Here is an 18,550-nt window from a genome sequence, read left to right on the forward strand (position 1 = left end):
GGTGGGGCGAGCGATTACTGCACGGTGACGGAGACGTTGCGCACCGAGCCCGGGGTTGATCGGATGGTGGCCGTCGGGTTCAGCGATGGGGCGACCGTGGTGTTGGTGACCGTCAGGGTCCAGCGTCCGGTAATCGCCACGGTGGCGGTGCCCAGGGTGACCAGCCCGGCCGGGGTGGTGACCTGGACGGTGACCGTGTTGCCGAGGATCACCGACGAGGTACCGGTGAAGTTCCACGTGAAGCGGTTACCGGCACGGGCGGTGACCGTGGCAGCCGTGACGTTGAAGGCCTCCAGAACCAGCGGTGGCGACACCTGCACGGTGACCGTGGCCGGTGCCGACAGGGCGCCGAAGCTGTCCCGGGCGATGTAGGTGAAGGTCGTGGTGAAAGGCAGCACCACAGCAGCCGGAGGCGTGTAGGTGATCGCCGTGCCGTTGATGGCGACACTGCCGCGACCTGCTGCCGGTTGGGTGAGGCTGGCGACGGCCAGCGGCAAGTTGCCTTCAGGGTCGGTGTCGTTGGCCAACACGTTGATCGTGACCGGCGCAGCCTGGGTCGAGACGCTGTCGTTGACAGCCACCGGAGACTGGTTAGGCGCCACGCTGACGGTCACGGTCACCGGATCGGTCGAGGCCAGGCCTTTGGCGTCTTGAACCTTGTAGGTGAAGGTCGTGGTCAACGGAGCATTGACGACGGCGGGCGGGGTATAGACCACGTTGTTGACGGCCAATGCCACGGTGCCCTGGCCAGCGGCCGGTTGTGTCAGTGCCGTGACGCTCAGTGGTGTATTGCCGTCCGGGTCGCTGTCATTGGCCAGCAGGTTGAGGGTGACCGGCACGCCAAAGGTGGTGCTGCCGACATCGGCAACGCCGATCGGCGCCTTGTTCTGGCCAGTGTCCGGTGCGGTACCGACCACAACAACCGGCTCGGTGTCACTGCCGCCCGCCGCCGACTTGATCGTCACGGTGGCCGGTGGCTGCAGCAGATCCGGAACGGTCAGGCGTTGCAGCGTGCCGTTCTTCGACAGCCGTCCATAACCCTGGGCGACCATGTCCGGTATGCCCACTTCGTCGCTGGAGGTGGCTTCGATCAGCAGGCTGTGATTGCTCCAGCTGTAGCGAGCGGTCTGGATTTTCACCACGTCGGTGAGTTTGCTCGACACGGCGGTCGGACGGGTCGAACCGGTCGGGTTGGTGGCGGTGATCACCACGACAGGCGGCACGGCGCCATTGGCCAGGAGGTGCTGGCCGAAGAACAGGCCGTTGTTATCGCCGACCATGGTGGTCTGGCAAGGCGAAACAGGCGGGCCAGGGACCAGGGCGATGCTTTCGCGGAAGCACAGTGTCGAACCGTTGTTGGCTTTGCCAAAGACTTCGACGCGGGTGCTGTTGCCCCCCGTTCCGCCAGTGCGTCGGTAAGTGGCGCGGCTAATGTCCACCGATGTTTGCGCACGGCTGTCGAGCACTTTGCCGGACAGGGTAAAGAGGCTGGTCTCGATGGTCCCGGCCGGCCCCTGGATGCGCACGAAGTTGGTGTTGTTGGGGCTACCGGTCACGGCTTCGGTGAGGTTCGGATCGCCGACGAAGGTTTCGACGGCGCCGGTTTCCGGGTTCACTTCCGTGTATGGGCCGTTGACGCTGCGCAGGAATGGCCCGATATCACCGTTGACCGCGCCGCTGAAGACCCCTGGCGCACCGACGCCGACGTCTCGGGTGATGTTGATCGCACGACGGCCGGGGGTGGTGACGTTGACCGTTTCCACGCCGTAAGGGTGGGTGATGGTGTAGGTGCCGGCGACGGGAATGTTGATCCGCATACGGATCCGCGCAAAGCTGATCTGATCACCGTCGAGCGGGTTGCCGCCGGCGAATGCAGCCTCGATCCCGGCGACGTAGGCGTCCATTCCGTAACCGGCTGCGTTGTTGGGGATGGTGGTCTCGGCGAGGAACCAGAACGATTCGTCTGGCCAGTTATCCGGAAACACCATCGGCTGGCTGTCGTCGAAAATGCCCGGTGCCGGCAGCAGGGTGCACATGTAGGCCGGTGGTACGGATGCGCCTACCCGCGAACTGACGGCTTTGGACTGGCACAGCTCCATCGACAGCAGATTGTTGTCCTGGTACCAGATCGGGAATTTCCCGGAGGCAAAGGTATAGGGGCCGGGGTCGACGGCAGCGAGTTGCGCGAAAGCACTGCCGGACAGCGATAGAGTCAGTCCCAGGGCGTTGAGCGCCAGGCGTGGCCAATTGTTCATGATGCCTCCTGATGAGGATCTGGGCATGTGAGCGTTCATTGCACGATGACCACTTCTTCGGTGTCGCTGCCGCCATTGGATGACGTCACCCGAACCTGGGCTGGCGGAATCGGCGAGATGCCGGTGGCCAGGCTTTTCACGGCGCCATCGCCGCTGAGCGCACCGATGGCGACCCCGCTACCCGAGGTGGCGGTGAGCACCGGTGGCGAAGTTTCATCACTGGTCGAGGCGACGATGGTGATCTGGCCGTTGCTCAGGCTGTACTCGGCACGGGAAATCACCACCAGGTCACTCAGGGGCATGGGCAGGATCGTCGGCGTGCTGCTGGCGATGGCCAGGTGGTTGTCGGCGGTCACTTGCAGGGTGTTCGGCAACGATGGATTGGTCGACGACTGCGCGTACCAGTGGCCGGTACTGTCGGATTCGGTGAAGTTCAACACCGGGTTATTACTGTCCAGGGTCACAGTCGCCGGTGCGGGCGGCGCCATGACGAAGACGTCTTGCTGAGCCACCGGTGCACTCTCCCCGGCATGCCGTGAGTAGGTGCTGCGCTGGGCAATGACCGGGGTTGGCCGGACCACTGTCGACAGCTTGCCGGAGACGGCAAAGAGGTTGGTACGCAAGTCCAGGCCATTGGGGCCTTCGATACGCACGTAGTTGGTGTTGAACGGACTGCCGGTGACGGCTTCCGTGAGGTTCGGGTCGCCGACGAATTGTTCGGCGGCACCGGTAACCGGGTTGGTCTCGGTGTAGGGGCCGTTGACGCTGCGCAGGAACGGACCGACATCGCCCTTGAGCGCGCCGTCATAAGTTTTCGCTGCGCCGATGCCGATGTCCCGGGTCATGTTGATCGCCCGCCGCCCGGGGGTATCGACGGTGAACACATCGACGCCATAGGGGTGGGTTATGACATAGGTCCCGGCCGTGGGCACGTCGATGCGGATGCGGATGCGTGCGAAGCTGATCTGGTCACCTTCGACGGGGTCGCCGCCGCTGAAGGCTGCTTCAACGGCAGAGACATAGGTCAGGTCGATTCCCCGGGCGGCATCGACAATGGTGGTTTCGCCGGTGGCCCAGAACGCTTCGTCGGGAAAGTTGGTCGGGAAGACCATCGGTTGGGTGTCGTCGAAAACACCTGGAGTGGGGATCAACGAGCACATGTAAGTCGGGGCGCCCGGCGCACTGGCAACCCTGGAGCTGACGGCCTTGGACAGGCACAGATCAAGGGTGCGGCCGTGCGTATCTTGATACCAGGCGGCGAAATTGCCGTTGGCGGGCAGGTAAGGTCCGGTGTCGACGGCAAACAGCGCCGCCTGCGCAGCGCCTTGGGCCAGAGCGGACACGATCAGGGCGATCGTGGTTTTGGACAGTAAAGGGTGCATGAGTATTCCCTCTATCAGAGGACCTGCCCGTGGGGGTGGGTCAGTTGAGAGGGCTTCGGCAACTTCCATACCAATCTTTGAAAACGGTCACGACAAGCCCGCAGTGACGGCCTGTGGCACTGCTGCGGAAAAATTGTGCCGGGCGTTGAAGCGGGCGACTGTCCCCAGTTTTGGGGGGCGATCGGGGCAGTGGGGCAAGCGGGGAAAGTGGGGGGGACAAAACCCGAAGCCGGGCAAACATCGGGCAGTGGGCTATAACCCTATAGGGAGCACCCGGGAACCCTATCCATGACTATTCAAGCCACAGCCCTGATCAAAGAAGAGGGCGACATTCGCCTGAGTTCGCGCAAACAGCCGTTCAATCTGCTGCGCTGGTTTTCGCTGATCAGCATGGCGGTGATCGGCACGGTGGCCGTGGCGCTGGGCGCTGTGTCCACGCGTTTTGTGATCACCGAGAGCGTGCAGCGCGATGCGTTGCTGACGTCGCAATTCATTGAAGCGATTGCCTCGGCCGAGGTGCGCCATGTGTCCATTCCCCACGTGCGGACCATGGGCGAGTTGCTCGATCCGCGCAAAGACAAGGATTTCCCCGATGTCGACCCGCAGGCCCGTGCCAGTGCACGGGGTGAATTCCTCGACCACATCCAGCATTTGCCCGATGTGATCCTGGCCAACATCTACGCCCCGGACCGCATGGTGATCTGGTCCACCAACCCGGAGTTGATGGGCACCACGATCCATGCCGACGAGGACCTCGATCAGGCGTTCGGCTCTAAAACGCCGGTGTCTGCCAGCTATCACAACGTCGACAAGGCGCGCATGGAGCAGAAGTTCGTCACGCAGCCGGACTACATCTTCATCGAGAATTACATCCCGCTGTTCGATGCCGACCGTGACACCGTCACTGCGATGGTCGAGATCTACAAGGAGCCCAAGGACCTGATCGAGCGCATGGAACGCGGCCTGGCCCTGATCTGGCTGGCCACGGCCCTGGGGGGCGGGCTGATTTATCTGGGCTTGTACTGGATCGTGCGGCGGGCAGCGATTCTGTTGGCCACGCAACAAAAACAACTGATCACCAACGAGACCTTTGTCGCCCTCGGGGAGATGTCTTCGGCGGTTGCCCATAGTTTGCGCAATCCGTTGGCGACCATTCGCTCCAGTGCCGAGCTGGCCCTTGAGTTCGACAGTGGCCCGGCGCGCAAGAACATCAATGACATCATCGGTCAGGTGGACCGCATGTCGAAATGGGTCCGGGAACTGCTGCAATCTTTGCGACCGCTCAACGACGAAGCGGAACCGGTGAACCTGGTTGCCTGCTTGCATGACAGTCTGTTGGCTTTCGAACTTCAGATCGCCAAGGCTAACGTGCATGTGGTGTTCGAGCCAAAGGTGACACCGATGGTGTTGAGCCAGCAGGTGCAGCTGACGCAGATCCTCAACAGCTTGCTGGCCAATGCGATGGAAGCCATGGACAAGGGCGGCACGCTGACCATCATGCTCGAACCGACGGACTCCAAAGGTATTGTTGTGAGCGTCAGCGACACCGGCAAAGGCATGAACGAGGAGCAGCGCAGCATGGCGTTCCGGCCGTTTTTTACCACCAAGCAAGGTGGCCTGGGCGTTGGCCTGGTGCTGGTGAAGCGCATAATGGACCGTTTCGGTGGCGCGGTGACCCTGGACAGCCGTGAAGGCGAGGGCACGACGGTCCGTTTGTCGTTTAAACGGATTCCCTGAAACTGGGTATGAACTTTCCCCGTTAGCGGGTGTCAAGCCCCAGTCGTTTTTTGGGGTGTGGCACATTGATGTCGATAAGCCATTGTTTTTGCGGGTATTAATACTTTCGTATAAATCAGTTACAAATATGGCGAGCTCCTTGCAAAACCCCCATCACCCCCTTCATGACTTCGAGGCGGCTGGTGATGGACATAAAAGCGCGTTATCCCTTCAAGTGGCTTGGCCTGTTGACGCCTCTGGGCGTCCTTCTGACGATGACGCTGGGCACAGCGAATCTGCGTGCCAGCCCGATTGATGACGAGCGACAGCCAGAACCGTCCGATCCCTCGGCCTACTACGACGAACCGGCTGACGAAGCCACGGCGTTGAACGCCATTTTGACCATGCCGGAGGCCAACCAGGATTCCTTCGATTTGCCCGATGGCGTCAAAGGAACCCGCCTGACCACGCGGCAGGAAAATGCCCTGCCGCCGGCGGTGCAGACCAGTTTCAACTACCCCACCAATGGCAAGCCGAGCCCGTTGTTCGGCGCCCAGCCATTCACTCAGCAACTGGTGCTGTTCGAAGAGTTCGGTCCGGAAAAACTCGACCCCACCACACCGGCAGCACCGTTGGGTTTCCCGCCGGCAGCGGTCGGCCCGTTGCCACAACAAGACCCGACCAATGCTGCCCGCAGTGCACCACCGAGCGCGGCACTCGATGCCTTCATGCGTCAACCGGGGCTGACACCGTTCCCCAGCCAGTACTCCAACGTGGTCGACCGCAACCCGTGGCAGGCGCAGATCGAGGTGTTCCTCAACCGCCATATCGGCTCGTCGGCTGAAGGTCGTCCGCCAGGAAAGGGCTGGTCGCATCAGCGCTGGAACGAGTTCTACCCGCAAATGGCCTACAAAACCGTGCAAACCGGGGCGAGGCTCAACAGCGGTTGGCGTGACAGCCTGCAGATGCACCACTACGCCGTGGGCGAATTCGGCCCCGGTGGCCTGTACCACAACGTCGCCGGTGTAGCGGCGACCGATGGCACCTCCAAGGGCGTCGATCCGCGTTTCCACCCGAACATGCCGGTGCAGAACCACAACTCGGTCTGGACCTTCGACGGCACCCTGCCGCCTAAATTGCTCATGGTGCGTTATGGCCAACCGGTGCTGATGCGTCACTACAACGGCTTGCCGATCGACCCCGCTGCCAACATGGGCTTTGGCTTGCACACCATCAGTACCCACGAACACAACGGTCACGCCCCGGCCGAAAGCGATGGCTATGCCAACGCGTTTTTCTTCCCCGGCCAGTATTACGACTATCGCTGGCCGATCCAGCTGGCCGGTTACGACACGATCAACACCGACGCGCATGATCCCCGTGCGGCATTCCCTTGCTCGCCGGGCGAAACCCTGTGGACCAATGACGTCAGCCCCAGCCGCAAGACCTGCGAGAACGGCACGATCAAGATTCGTGGCGACTGGCGCGAAACCATGAGCACCCACTGGTTCCACGACCACATGCTCGATTTCACCGCGCAAAACGTCTACAAGGGCAACGCGGCGATGATGAACTACTACAGCGCCCTGGACCGTGGCAACGAATCGGTGAACGACGGCGTCAACCTGCGCTTCCCAAGCGGTAGCGCCTTGCCGTGGGGTAACCGCGACTACGACGTCAACCTGGTGTTCGCCGACAAGGCCTGGGATCAGAACGGTCAGCTGTGGTTCAACCCCTTCAACACCGACGGCTTCCTCGGTGACCAGGTGCTGGTCAACTGGCAGTGGAAACCGACCCTGGATGTGCGTGCCCGCAGCTATCGGTTCCGCATGCTCAACGGCTCGGTGTCGCGTTACTACAAACTGGCGCTGGTGCGGGAAATCAAGGGCACCAGTGGCGAGTTCCAGGGGCCTAAAGGGTCCGGCGTGTCCTATGCCCGCGTGCCGTTCCACATGATTGCCAACGACGGCAACATCATGGAACACAGCGTGCCGTTCGACGGCTCGATGGACCTCGACGCCGACGGTGATAAACAGAATCACAACGCAATTCTCCCAACGCAAGGCATTGCCGAGCGCTTCGACATCATCGTCAACTTCGCGAAAAACGGCATCAAGCCGGGGGACAAGATTTTCTTCGTCAACCTGCTGGTCCACGACGATGGCAAAGGCCCGAAAGAGCCTGTCGCCCTGGCCGACGTGCTCTCCGAAAACTACAAAGCGGTGATCAAGCAGACCAGCAAAGGGCCGATGTGGGACAAGGGCGACCCGGCGGTGGGCAAGGTGTTGCAACTCAACGTCAAGGCCTACACCGGTCAGGACCTGGCCATGGACCCTGCAGCGTACGAACCGGCCAAACCGGGCAAAGCTGAAGGCCTGGTGATGATCCCGCTGAAGATCCATCGCGACAATGCTGCCGACAAGGCACTGCTGGCCCAGGCTCGTCACCGCACCTTCACCTTCGGCCGTTCCGACGGCACCGATGAAGCACCGTGGACGGTCAAGACCGATGGCGGCTTCGGCTTCCACATGGACCCACGTCGTTTGAATACGTCGACCCACTTGGCCAACGGCCCGACCGATGCCGGTGCCGCGGGTTTCGGCACCCTGGAGGTCTGGAACATCAAGGCCGGTGGCACAGGCTGGAGTCACCCGGTGCATGTGCATTTCGAGGAGGGGATCATCCTCAGTCGCGGCGGCAAGGCGCCACCGGAATGGGAAAAATGGGCACGTAAGGACGTGTACCGCATCGGCTCGGAAAAAGATGGTCTGGACAACGTCGAGATGGCAATCAACTTCCGCGAGTTTGCCGGGACCTACATGGAGCACTGTCACAACACCCAGCACGAAGACAACTCGATGCTGCTGCGTTGGGACATTGAGAAACCCGGGCAATTCCAGTTGATGCCAACACCGCTGCCAAGCTGGGATGGTGTGCGCTACGTCAACTCTGCCGCGCTGCCAACCTTCCGCACTGGCGACGGCTTCGGCCCTAAAGTGGTGGTCAAACCATGAAACGCCGCGAGGGAGCCGACATGAACGTGCACACGCCGCGCTCCCGCGCCCTGGGCATGCACCTGATTCTGGTACTGGTCACCTGTCTGCTGGCCAGTCAGGTACTGCTGGCCCATGAGGGTGTGTTGTCGCCGACGGAATCGGCTACACCCTGGGGCGGCGACTATTTCCCCAACACCCTGCTGACCGACCAGGACGGTCAGCAGGTGCATTTTTTCGATGACCTGATCAAGGACAAGGTGGTGGTGATCAACTTCATCTTCACCTCGTGCAGCGACTCCTGCCCACTGGAAACCGCGCGCCTGCGCCAGGTGCAAAAGCTGCTCGGCGACCGGGTCGGCCAGGACATCTTTTTCTACTCCATCAGCATCGATCCCTTGAGCGACACACCTGAAGTGCTCAAGGCCTATGCGCAACGGTTCAAGGTCGGGCCGGGCTGGAAATTCCTCACCGGGGAGTTTGCCGACGTCACTGAGCTGCGAAAAAAACTCGGGCTGTTTATCGAGGGCGTCGACAACGGACGCAGCAAGGACCACAACCTGAGCCTGATTGTCGGCAACCAGGGCACCGGTCGCTGGATGAAAGCTTCACCGTTCGAAAACCCATGGATCCTGGCCGATCAATTGGCCAACACCTTGCAGAACTGGAAAAAAGAAAGCGTCGCAGAAAGCTATGCCAACGCCCCGGAGATTCGCCCACCGAGCAACGGCGAAGAATTGTTTCGCACCCGCTGCGCGTCCTGTCACAGCCTGGGCCCGATGGACGGGCAGGGCCTGGGCATGCGCAGCATCGGCCCGGACCTGATCGGCGTGACCCGCCAACGCGACCCGGCCTGGCTCAACCGCTGGATTCGCGAACCGGACAGCATGCTCAAGGAGAAAGATCCGATTGCCGTGGAGCTGTTTGAACGCTTCGACAAAATCCCGATGCCCAACCTGCGCCTGGATGAGAAATCCGCGCAATCGATTGTGGATTTTTTGCAGGAAGAAACCGAGCGCCAGCAGCCTTTGCAAGCGGCGCAGGCGCAATAGAGGCGAAATACTATCATTGGGTCATCCAGGCACGTTCAATGCCGCCTACACTGATCCGTGACACGGCTGAACAGGCTTGATACGCGTATTCAGGACACCCTTATGCCGACAGTAGAACAACAAAAAATACCTGCGCCGGCCACACCGGCAGCAGAGGGCCAGAACCGGTTGGGACAGTTCAATCTGCTGCGCTGGTTTTCGCTGGGCAGCTTTCTGATCATTGCCGCCGTGGCGTCGGGTTTGGGTTATGTGTCCACGCGTTTTGTCGTCGATGAGAGCATCGAACGCGACTCCATGCTGACCGCGCAATTCATCCAGGCCATCGGTGATGCAGAAATTCGCCACGCAGGCATCACCCTGACAAGAACCATGGGCGAAATGCTCGATCCGCGCGATGACAACGCCTATTCCGACGTCGATCCAGGCGCCCGTGCCGCGGCCCGCATAGAATTTCTGGATCATGTCGAACACTTGCCCGACACACTGCTGGCGGTGGTGTACGCCCTGGATCGCACGGTGGTCTGGTCGACTAATCCACAAATGATCGGTATGCGCGTCGAAGGCGATGAAGAACTGGACGAGTCCTTTGAAATGAAGGAAACCGTCTCTACCAGCTATCACCAGATCGATGAGGAACGTCCCGAACAGATGCTGTTGCGCGAGCCCAAGTATCTGTTCGTCGAGAACTACATCCCGATGTTCAATGCCGACAAAAGCAAAGTGATCGCCATGGTCGAGATCTACAAGGAACCGGTGGACCTGGTGGAACGCATCCAGCGTGGTTTCAAGGCAATCTGGATGGCGACAGTGCTTGGCGGCCTGGTCATTTACCTCGGGTTGTTCTGGATTGTGCGCCGGGCGGCGATGTTGCTGCAGAGCCAGCAACAGCAACTGATTACCAATGAGACTTTTGTTGCGCTGGGGGAAATGTCATCGGCGGTGGCGCACAGTTTGCGCAACCCGCTGGCGAACATTCGCTCCAGCGCCGAACTGGCCCAGGAAATCGCCAGCCAGAGTGCGCAGAAGAACATCGGCGACATCATCAACCAGGTTGATCGCATGTCGCGCTGGGTTCGGGAGTTGCTGGTGTCGTTGCGGCCCATGAATGACGACTACGAAACGGTCGACCTGGTGCTGGCCATCGATGACACCTTGAGTGCGTTCGATGCGCTGATCAAACGTTCGAACGTGCAGGTGCATTTCAAGCCTCAAACCTGCCCACCGGTCGTCAGCCAACAGGTGCTGCTCACGCAAATACTCAATAGCCTGTTTGCCAACGCCCTCGAAGCCATGCCCAAGGGCGGCCATTTGACCGTCGACATCGAGCAGCCACAGCCCGGCCATGTGCGCATGACCCTCAGTGACACCGGCAAAGGTATGACCAAGCAGCAGCAACAGATGGTCTTCAAGCCGTTTTTCACCACCAAACAAGGCGGGTTGGGCGTAGGCCTGGCCCTGGTCAAACGAATAATGGAGCGTTTCGAAGGCTCGGTCGAGCTGACCAGCCAGGAGCAGGAAGGAACCCGCGTCTGTCTCAATTTTAAAGTGGCAACGGGAGGGGAATATGGAGCACAGCATATTGCTGGTCGAGGATGACGAAATCCTCGCCGAGAATATTCAGACCTACCTGGAGCGCAAAGACTTCGAGGTGACGGTCTGCCACTCTGCTGAAGATGCACTGGAGCAATTGAGTACATTCGCCCCGGACGTGGTGTTGACCGACAATTCGTTGCCGGGCATGAGTGGTCACGACCTGATCCAGAAGCTGCGCATCAGCGCGCCGGATCTGAAAGTGATCATGATGACCGGCTACGGTAATGTCGAAGATGCCGTGGTGGCGATGAAAGAGGGCGCTTTTCACTACGTCACCAAACCGGTGGCCCTGCCCGAGCTCAAGCTGCTGCTCGACAAGGCGCTGGCCACGGATCGCATGGAGCGCACGTTGTCGTTCTATCAGGAACGTGAGGCGCAGAAGTCCGGCGTGCAGGCACTGATCGGCGAGTCGGCGCCGATGAACTACCTGAAGAGCACCATCGCCCAATTGCTCGATGCCGAACGTCGCATGGCCAATGCCGACCTGCCGCCGGTGCTGGTAGAAGGCGAGACCGGCACCGGTAAAGAACTGGTGGCGCGGGCACTGCACTTCGACGGCCCGCGCAGCAAAGGCCCATTCATTGAATTCAACTGCGCATCGATCCCGTCCAACCTCGTGGAGTCCGAACTGTTCGGCCACGAGAAGGGCGCCTTTACCGACGCCAAGGACCGCCGGACCGGCCTGGTGGAAGCGGCCGATGGCGGCACGCTGTTTCTCGATGAAGTCGGTGAAATGGACCTGTTGCTGCAAGCCAAACTGCTCAAGCTGCTGGAAGACCGGACCATTCGCCGGGTCGGTGCGGTGAAGGAGCGCAAGGTCGATCTGCGGGTAATCAGCGCCACCAACTGCAACCTCGAACAAATGGTCCAGCAGGGCAAGTTCCGCCGTGACCTGTTCTTCCGTCTGCGGATCATTTCCATCAAGGTGCCGCGCCTGTATTCCCGTGGCGAAGACATCCTGCTGCTGGCCCGGCATTTCCTGGCGATCCACGGCAAACGCTATGGCAAGCCGAACCTGCATTTCAGCGATCAGGCTGAAGAACTGCTGCTCAGCTACAGCTGGCCGGGCAACGTGCGCGAGCTGCGCAACATGCTCGAGCAAACCGTGCTGCTGGCCCAGAGCGATACCATCGCCGCGCACCAGTTGAACGTCTGCCTGAGCCTGGTGGACGACCCGCCGATGTATCAGCATGAGCCGCAACACCATGAACCGCGTCCGGTCTACAGCGGCACCGAGTCGATGAACCTGCCGGAAGTCGAACGCGACATGGTGCGCAAGATGCTCGACAAGACCGACTGGAACGTCACCAAGTCCGCCCGGCTGTTGGGCCTGAGCCGCGACATGTTGCGTTACCGGATCGAAAAACTCGGCCTGGCACGTCCGGATAAACGCCAGTGGTGAACCTTATTCCAACCTTGGGCCCTGTTGACTGAGGCATTCGAGTGTGCAACTCGGGTTCAGGACTTCCTCGTTCATGTACACGTTGAGGTCGGCATCGTACGTGCGAATGAACACCTGAACTCGGGCACTGGCGATTGTCGGCAAGAGTGAATCGTGGAACACGTGCTGGCTTGAACTCGGTATGAACTCCCCTGGCGAGGTCGAGGTATATGAACCTGGCGGTATCAGGATCGCGGAGGGTGGAGCGGGGTGGGCGAAGGGCTGGTCGGCCCCGTAATAGTTGAAGTCACTGCTGTATTCGGTGGTCAGCGGCAGGGACTCGCCTGCGTGGCCGGCGCTTGCAACAACCAGACAGACAGTGAATAGCAGCATCAGATCGGTTTTTTTCATGGCAACACCTGTGCATTCGGTTTTCGCGCAATTCCCCAAGGTCATTAACTATAGCTGCCGTACGGGGACGCGTTCGCCATGCCCGGTTTACAAGATTCCAACAGGTTTTTTCAGCGCGCCGATCTAGACTTGGGCCGGTCAATCAAGACCCGAATCTGGAGCGTGCAATGGAACTGCCGACACAAGAACAAGCCATCGCCAGCAACCGCGAGGCGTGGAACGACTCTGCCCGACACCACAAAGACACCCGTGAATGGCACGAGATGGTGAGTGCCGTGGGCCAGAGGGATTTCTCCTGCCTGGATGCGACACTGACCGGCGTGCTGGAGCAGGTGGGCGTCGATGGCAGGGACGTGGTGCAACTGGGCTGCAACAACGGCCGTGAAAGTCTCTCGCTGTATGCGCTGGGTGCCCGTAGCGTGGTGGGGGTCGATCAGTCGGCAGCGTTTCTCGATCAGGCGCGGGAGTTGGCGTCGCGCTCACCCCATCAGCCCGAATTTATCGAAGCCGATATCCATCATTTACCGACCTCGTTGCATCAGCGTTTCGACGTGGCCCTGATCACCATCGGCGTCTTGAACTGGATGCCGGACATCGGCGAGTTCATGCGGCATGTCGCGCAAACCCTCAAGCCGGGCGGGGCGCTGGTGGTGTACGAAACCCATCCGTTCCTGGAGATGTTCGACCCTGAATCGGCTGATCCGTATCGCCCGGACAGTTCGTATTTTCGCCGCGAACCGTTTGTGCAGAATCAGCCGATTGTTTATGAAGGCAAGGTCGAACAGCAGGCCGCAGCGTCCTACTGGTTCGTTCACACCCTGGGGGACATCTTCAACGGCGCCCTCGATGCAGGGTTGCAGATAACCCACTTCAAGGAATACCCGCATTCAAATCGGGAGGAGCTGTATGACCGGTATGAGCGGCAGGTGGCGCAGTTGCCGATGTGTTTTTCGTTGGTGGTGAAACAAGCACTTTAGCCAGAAGCGGCTCTCATTGAGCCGAGTGATTTACCGAATGACCCGGCTGCGCGCAGAGATCAATTCCAAGGGCATGAATTACTTTCAGGACCGTATCAAAACGAGGTTTCGCACCCGGAGAGAAGGCCTTGTACAGGCTTTCGCGCCCCATACCTGAGTCCTTGGCTATTTGTGTCATTCCACGTGCTTTTACCACATAGCCGATAGCACGAAGAAACTCCTCGTTGTCGCCGTCGGCAAGTACTTGGGAAAGGTACTCACTGATAGCTTCATCGCTGTCCAGCAACGTCGCCATATCGAAAGTAGTCAAAGTCTGGCTCATTTTTAAACCTCCTTCGCCAATTTTTTCGCCCGCCGGATGTCAGCGGATTGCGAGGATTTATCACCTCCAGCCAACAACACAATGACGACGTTATTTCGCATAGTGAAGTAGACCCGATAGCCGGCACCAACGTCCACGCGCATTTCGGAAACCCCATCACCCACGGATTTGATATCGCCCAAATTGCCTACAGACGCACGATCAATGCGACGAGCGATAGCTAATTTTGCCCGCAGATCGCGAATTGAGGCATGCCATGCCAGGAAGATCATAGTTTGTTGAATAAGATAATTCATTGTTCAAATGTATCCATATGGATACAAAAGAACAGTCAGGCAGTTCTTTGCCTACAAGTGTTTTTTCCGAGAGGTATGTAGGCAACATGACTCCAATTGCGAGCAAGCTTGCTCCCACATTGTTGATCTTCATGAAACACAGGTTTTGTGTCCGGCGTAGATCTCTGTGGGAGCTAGCCTGCTCGCGATGGCCGCGCCACGGTTTATCTGTCAGCCATCAAAACTGAGAGCGCGGTTTTTCAGCGGTTCAAATCACCAGCCTCATGCCGTTCGGGCACCTGGCTCTCCTCGTCGCCCCACGTCCGGTTGACGCGTTGCCCACGCAGGACCGCAGGGCGCTTGGCGATTTCCTCCGCCCAGCGTTGCACGTGGGTGTATTCGTGTGCAGACAGAAATTCGGCAGCCGAGTACACCTTGTCCCGCACCAATTGGCCGTACCAGGGCCAGACCGCAATATCGGCGATGGTGTAGTGATCGCCCGCCAGGTAGGGGCTTTCGGCCAGGCGGCGATCGAGGACATCCAGCTGACGCTTGGTCTCCATCGTGAAGCGGTTGATCGGGTACTCGAGCTTCTCCGGCGCATAGGCATAGAAATGCCCGAAACCGCCGCCCAGGTAGGGTGCCGCGCCCATTTGCCAGAACAGCCAGTTCAAGGTTTCGGTGCGTCCTGCCACATCGGTGGGCAGGAACGCGCCAAATTTTTCCGCCAGATACAGCAGGATCGATCCGGACTCGAAAACGCGGATCGGCGGCTTCGCGCTGTGGTCCAGCAATGCCGGGATCTTCGAGTTCGGGTTGATCTCGACAAAGCCGCTGGAGAACTGGTCACCGTCGTTGATGCGGATCAGCCAGGCGTCGTATTCCGCGCCGGTATGCCCCAGCGCCAACAGCTCCTCCAGCAGGATGGTCACCTTCACGCCATTGGGTGTGGCCAGGGAGTAAAGCTGCAACGGATGTTTGCCGACCGGTAATGTCTTGTCATGGGTCGGTCCGGCGGTTGGCCGGTTGATGCTGGCGAACTCGCCGCCAGACGGGGCGTTGTTTTTCCAGACCTTGGGCGGAATGTAGGACGCTTTGCTCATGAGACGGACCCCCATCATTGGCTTGCATGGACAATGCTGTGAACCATGGCAGAAGGTCGTACATATGTCACTGATGTCTGGCCTGGAGGTTCCCCTGTGGGAGTAATCTTTCAGTTACTTCGATGCTGAATGTGCCACCGTCTTCGCGAGCAAGCCCGCTCCCACATTAGTTCTTCAATGAACACATGACTTGTGTTCGACGATGTTCAAATGTGGGAGCGGGCTTGCTCGCGAAAGCGGTGTCACTGACACCGCAATGCTCAAGCGAACATCAAGCCTGCGCCGCACTCGTCACCACTGGCCGCCCCGGTTTGCGCAACGGGTCCAGGCGCGAGCCGGTATAGGTCGATTGGCGGAAGAAACGCCAGCGGCCGAACAGGCCATAGACGTGAGTCACGCGCCCCTGTTCTTGATACCCCATGCGAATGTGCAGTTTCAGGGCCGGGATGTTGTGGGTTTCGCAGACGTCCACCACCTTGTCGCAGCCTTGTGCCTGCATCGCTTCCCACAGGGCGACCTGGACATCCACCGACAGGCTGGTGCCAAAGTAGGCACGGGTCATTTCGCCACCGAATTCAAAGAACTCACCGGGTTTGACCGGGAACCAGCAGCCGTAATAGTGACGGTCGTGATAGTCGCGGGTACTGCCCCAGATGAACGCACAGGCATGGCCTTCGTCGTCCAGATACATGTGCCCGGTGTGACCTTCGGCAGCGAGTTCGGCCATGGTGCCGACGCGGTCACCAAAATGCTTGGCAAATGCCGTGGCGTTTTCCGGGGTGATGATCACCTTGCGCAAGCCCGAGTAGGGACGCAGTTTGTGCGGCGGTACCGGACTGACCAGGTCGCGTTCCATCCACAACAGTTCCCAATGGAAAAACACGTAGCGCTTCCACAGCGTATTGAACGTGCGGCTCAGACCTTTTTGTTTGATGCGTTCGCGAAGCTTTTCGAGTGCGTTCATGAAGCCCTCCTTGACGAAGGAATGGTCTTGCGTGGATGAAAGTAGTGTGGGCATAGCGCAGAGTCGCCATTTCCAACTTTTTGTTTCAGTGTGAGTAACAGTTCAGACACAATTTCAGGCGTCAAAAACCCGTATGGTTTTTCATTCCAGCACCGCTTCCGCGCGCTCGCTGAACGACTTGCCCACCACGGTGTAGGCGACTCGCTCCACCCCCGGTAAACGCTGTTCAAGCAGGGCGCTCAACGACTCGCCCTGATCCAGATAAGCATCGCCAAAATCGGCACCGAGCTGATTGGGGTGCGCGACAATCTCCAGCAACCCATCCAGCGGTGGCGCGGCATTGCGCAGATCAACCGGGGTGCACACATAGTCAGCGGTGGCACCGGCCAGATTGCTTAAACGCCGATTGAGCAGCTCCTTGAATACGCGCTTGGGCAGGCTCAGGTTTTGCCCCAGGTTGCGCGCCAGCCGTACCGGCACCCCTTGGCGGGCGGCGAAGCGGGCGACGATTTCACCAATGGGCCAGATGTTATGTACGTGCTGATGGGAGTCCAGATGGCTGGGGCGTACGCCGTTATCCAGGCAGCGCTGCCATTGCGCTTCGAGTTCTTCGAGCACCGCCGCACGATCCCGGCGACTGAGCCAGAGACGGTGGCGGGGCAGGTTGAGGTCGAACACGCCGGCGCTGTCGCAGAACGTCCTGCGATCCAGAATCGACTGGCTCAGGGGCCGACCGTAGGTGAGGTTGAAGTGCAGCCCGATCCGCCCTTCGAGCATCGGGTGCCGTGCCATGACACACGCCGCTTCGAAGGCCGGCATGTTGGCCATGGCCGTGGCGGAACTGATGACCCCGGCCTGAAAGGCCCCGAGGATCACCGCGTTTTCGCAGGCACTGAGGCCGAAATCGTCAGCGTTGACTATGACTTGGCGAGGCATGTTCGCTCTCCATGATGGTTTTTGCCGGCTCGACGGCTTTGGCGACTGGCGCGGCAACCGGAGCGGGTTTTACCGCTGCTGCCGCACGCCGGGCTTTCCACTGTTGCCACAAAGGCTTGAGCCGCTGCCAGAAGCGCAATGCCAGGCCCAATGCCAGACCGCTGGGGCGCCAGGAATAGAAACTCCAGCGCCAGTGTTCAAGCTGTCCGGTCATGCGTTCGTGCAGTTGATGGCTGGAGTTTTCCAGGCTGACCCGCGAGGCATCGATCCAGCGCCAGTTCTCGTCCAGCCCCCAGCGAATCCATTCTTCAAGCAGCACCCGGCCACTGCCCAGATCGGCGTATTGCGGCAGGAACGCGAGGTTGTAATCGTACAGCCGACCCTGCTCCAGCAACCCGAGACGGTAGCTGATGCAACGGCCGTCCAGTTCCAGCACCACCACCCGCACCAACCCTTGTTCGGCGAGGGCGGTGAAGGCGCGGTCCATCCATTGCCGATGACGCTCGTCAGAGAAAATCCCGACGCCTTCGTCACCTTTCCAGCTCACCGCTTCGACTTCGCTGATGGCCTGCAGCAACGGACCCATGGTCGAGGCATCCGGGGTGATCCGTCGAACCTGGGCGCCACACGCGGCGATGCGTTTACGCGCACGCCGCAGTTTGTAGCGTGGGTCGCCGGACACTTCCTGACGGTCGGCCTCGCTGATCAGGTGTACCGGCACCCGGCAGCTGAGTCGACGCTCACCGGTCGAACTGTGGGCCATCCATTGCGTCAGCGCACTTTCTTCGTCGATCGGTTCCGACAGCTCATTGAGTTGCAGCAAGGCATGGGGCAGCCGTCGACGGATCTCGACCAAAGCCTTGCGCGTGTCCTCGGCGTCCATGCTGGTGAGTAAGGCGAGGCGGTCGGCGAGGGGATAGCCCAAGTGATGCAGCACCCGAAACGGCAGCCCGGCGAACCGCTCGACGGACGCCACCAGCGGCAGGCACAACTGCAACTCATTGCCTTCCCAGCCCAGCAGCACGTGCAGGCGCTGCCCTGCGGTCAATGCCTGTTCAGACGCGGCCATCCAGGCCAGCGTGTTGAACGGCGTGTGGTCCGTCACCCGCAGACGCAGCGCTTCGTAAGCCGCTGCCGGGAAGTCAGCGGCGCACAGTGACGTGCGCCATTCCAATCGTGCCGCCATAAGA

15 protein-coding genes are annotated in these 18,550 nt (G+C 60.1%); 6 read left to right on the forward strand and 9 right to left on the reverse strand.

Annotated features, from left to right (window positions below; translation table 11 throughout):
- Nucleotides 1-14: 14 nt before the first annotated feature.
- Nucleotides 15-2,255, reverse strand: coding sequence for an Ig-like domain-containing protein (locus tag BK660_RS19040; RefSeq protein WP_123434550.1), 2,241 nt, complete (start codon nt 2,253-2,255; stop codon nt 15-17).
- A gap of 35 nt (nt 2,256-2,290) precedes the next feature.
- On the reverse strand, nt 2,291-3,637 hold the full coding sequence (locus BK660_RS19045; protein WP_123434551.1) for a hypothetical protein: 1,347 nt from the start codon (nt 3,635-3,637) through the stop codon (nt 2,291-2,293).
- A 288-nt stretch (nt 3,638-3,925) separates the two neighbouring features.
- Here BK660_RS19045 and BK660_RS19050 point away from each other — a divergent pair, with 288 nt between their 5' ends.
- From BK660_RS19050 to BK660_RS19070, 5 genes are all read left to right on the forward strand, one after another.
- Nucleotides 3,926-5,374, forward strand: a complete 1,449-nt coding sequence (locus BK660_RS19050) for a sensor histidine kinase (protein ID WP_123434552.1) — start codon at nt 3,926-3,928, stop codon at nt 5,372-5,374.
- Nucleotides 5,375-5,559: 185 nt separating this feature from the next.
- The gene (locus BK660_RS19055; protein WP_123434553.1) at nt 5,560-8,367 is read left to right on the forward strand and encodes a multicopper oxidase domain-containing protein; all 2,808 of its coding nucleotides are present in this window, start codon (nt 5,560-5,562) and stop codon (nt 8,365-8,367) included.
- A 20-nt stretch (nt 8,368-8,387) separates the two neighbouring features.
- Nucleotides 8,388-9,398: an SCO family protein gene (locus BK660_RS19060; RefSeq protein ID WP_123434554.1), complete on the forward strand. Its 1,011-nt coding sequence runs from the start codon at nt 8,388-8,390 to the stop codon at nt 9,396-9,398.
- A gap of 102 nt (nt 9,399-9,500) precedes the next feature.
- Entirely contained in the window at nt 9,501-10,994 is a 1,494-nt protein-coding gene (locus tag BK660_RS19065) for a sensor histidine kinase (protein WP_123434555.1), read from the forward strand.
- Complete coding sequence (locus BK660_RS19070; RefSeq protein ID WP_123434556.1) at nt 10,963-12,393, forward strand: sigma-54-dependent transcriptional regulator; 1,431 nt, start codon at nt 10,963-10,965, stop codon at nt 12,391-12,393. The genes BK660_RS19065 and BK660_RS19070 overlap by 32 nt, the downstream gene beginning before the upstream one ends.
- A 3-nt stretch (nt 12,394-12,396) precedes the next feature.
- Here BK660_RS19070 and BK660_RS19075 read toward each other — a convergent pair whose 3' ends face one another.
- Entirely contained in the window at nt 12,397-12,783 is a 387-nt protein-coding gene (locus BK660_RS19075; RefSeq protein ID WP_123434557.1) for a hypothetical protein, read from the reverse strand.
- Nucleotides 12,784-12,950: 167 nt separating this feature from the next.
- Between BK660_RS19075 and BK660_RS19080 the strand changes: the two genes are divergently transcribed.
- On the forward strand, nt 12,951-13,760 hold the full coding sequence (locus BK660_RS19080; protein ID WP_123434558.1) for a class I SAM-dependent methyltransferase: 810 nt from the start codon (nt 12,951-12,953) through the stop codon (nt 13,758-13,760).
- A gap of 13 nt (nt 13,761-13,773) precedes the next feature.
- Here BK660_RS19080 and BK660_RS19085 read toward each other — a convergent pair whose 3' ends face one another.
- The 6 genes from BK660_RS19085 to BK660_RS19110 form a co-directional block, all read right to left on the reverse strand.
- Entirely contained in the window at nt 13,774-14,082 is a 309-nt protein-coding gene (locus BK660_RS19085; RefSeq protein WP_123434559.1) for an addiction module antidote protein, read from the reverse strand.
- 2 nt (nt 14,083-14,084) lie between these two features.
- Nucleotides 14,085-14,378: a type II toxin-antitoxin system RelE/ParE family toxin gene (locus tag BK660_RS19090; protein WP_123434560.1), complete on the reverse strand. Its 294-nt coding sequence runs from the start codon at nt 14,376-14,378 to the stop codon at nt 14,085-14,087.
- A gap of 239 nt (nt 14,379-14,617) precedes the next feature.
- On the reverse strand, nt 14,618-15,460 hold the full coding sequence (gene yghU, locus BK660_RS19095; RefSeq protein ID WP_123434561.1) for a glutathione-dependent disulfide-bond oxidoreductase: 843 nt from the start codon (nt 15,458-15,460) through the stop codon (nt 14,618-14,620).
- A gap of 271 nt (nt 15,461-15,731) precedes the next feature.
- Nucleotides 15,732-16,424 carry a GNAT family N-acetyltransferase gene (locus BK660_RS19100; RefSeq protein ID WP_123434562.1) on the reverse strand — a complete coding sequence of 231 codons (693 nt, stop codon included), beginning with the start codon at nt 16,422-16,424 and terminating at the stop codon, nt 15,732-15,734.
- 141 nt (nt 16,425-16,565) lie between these two features.
- Nucleotides 16,566-17,360: a ChbG/HpnK family deacetylase gene (locus BK660_RS19105; RefSeq protein ID WP_123434563.1), complete on the reverse strand. Its 795-nt coding sequence runs from the start codon at nt 17,358-17,360 to the stop codon at nt 16,566-16,568.
- A complete protein-coding gene (locus BK660_RS19110; RefSeq protein WP_123434564.1) occupies nt 17,332-18,546 on the reverse strand; it encodes a GNAT family N-acetyltransferase in 1,215 nt (404 codons plus the stop codon). The genes BK660_RS19105 and BK660_RS19110 overlap by 29 nt, the downstream gene beginning before the upstream one ends.
- Nucleotides 18,547-18,550 lie beyond the last annotated feature (4 nt).

It is taken from the genome of Pseudomonas brassicacearum, assembly GCF_003732265.1.
Lineage (GTDB): Bacteria > Pseudomonadota > Gammaproteobacteria > Pseudomonadales > Pseudomonadaceae > Aquipseudomonas > Aquipseudomonas brassicacearum_D.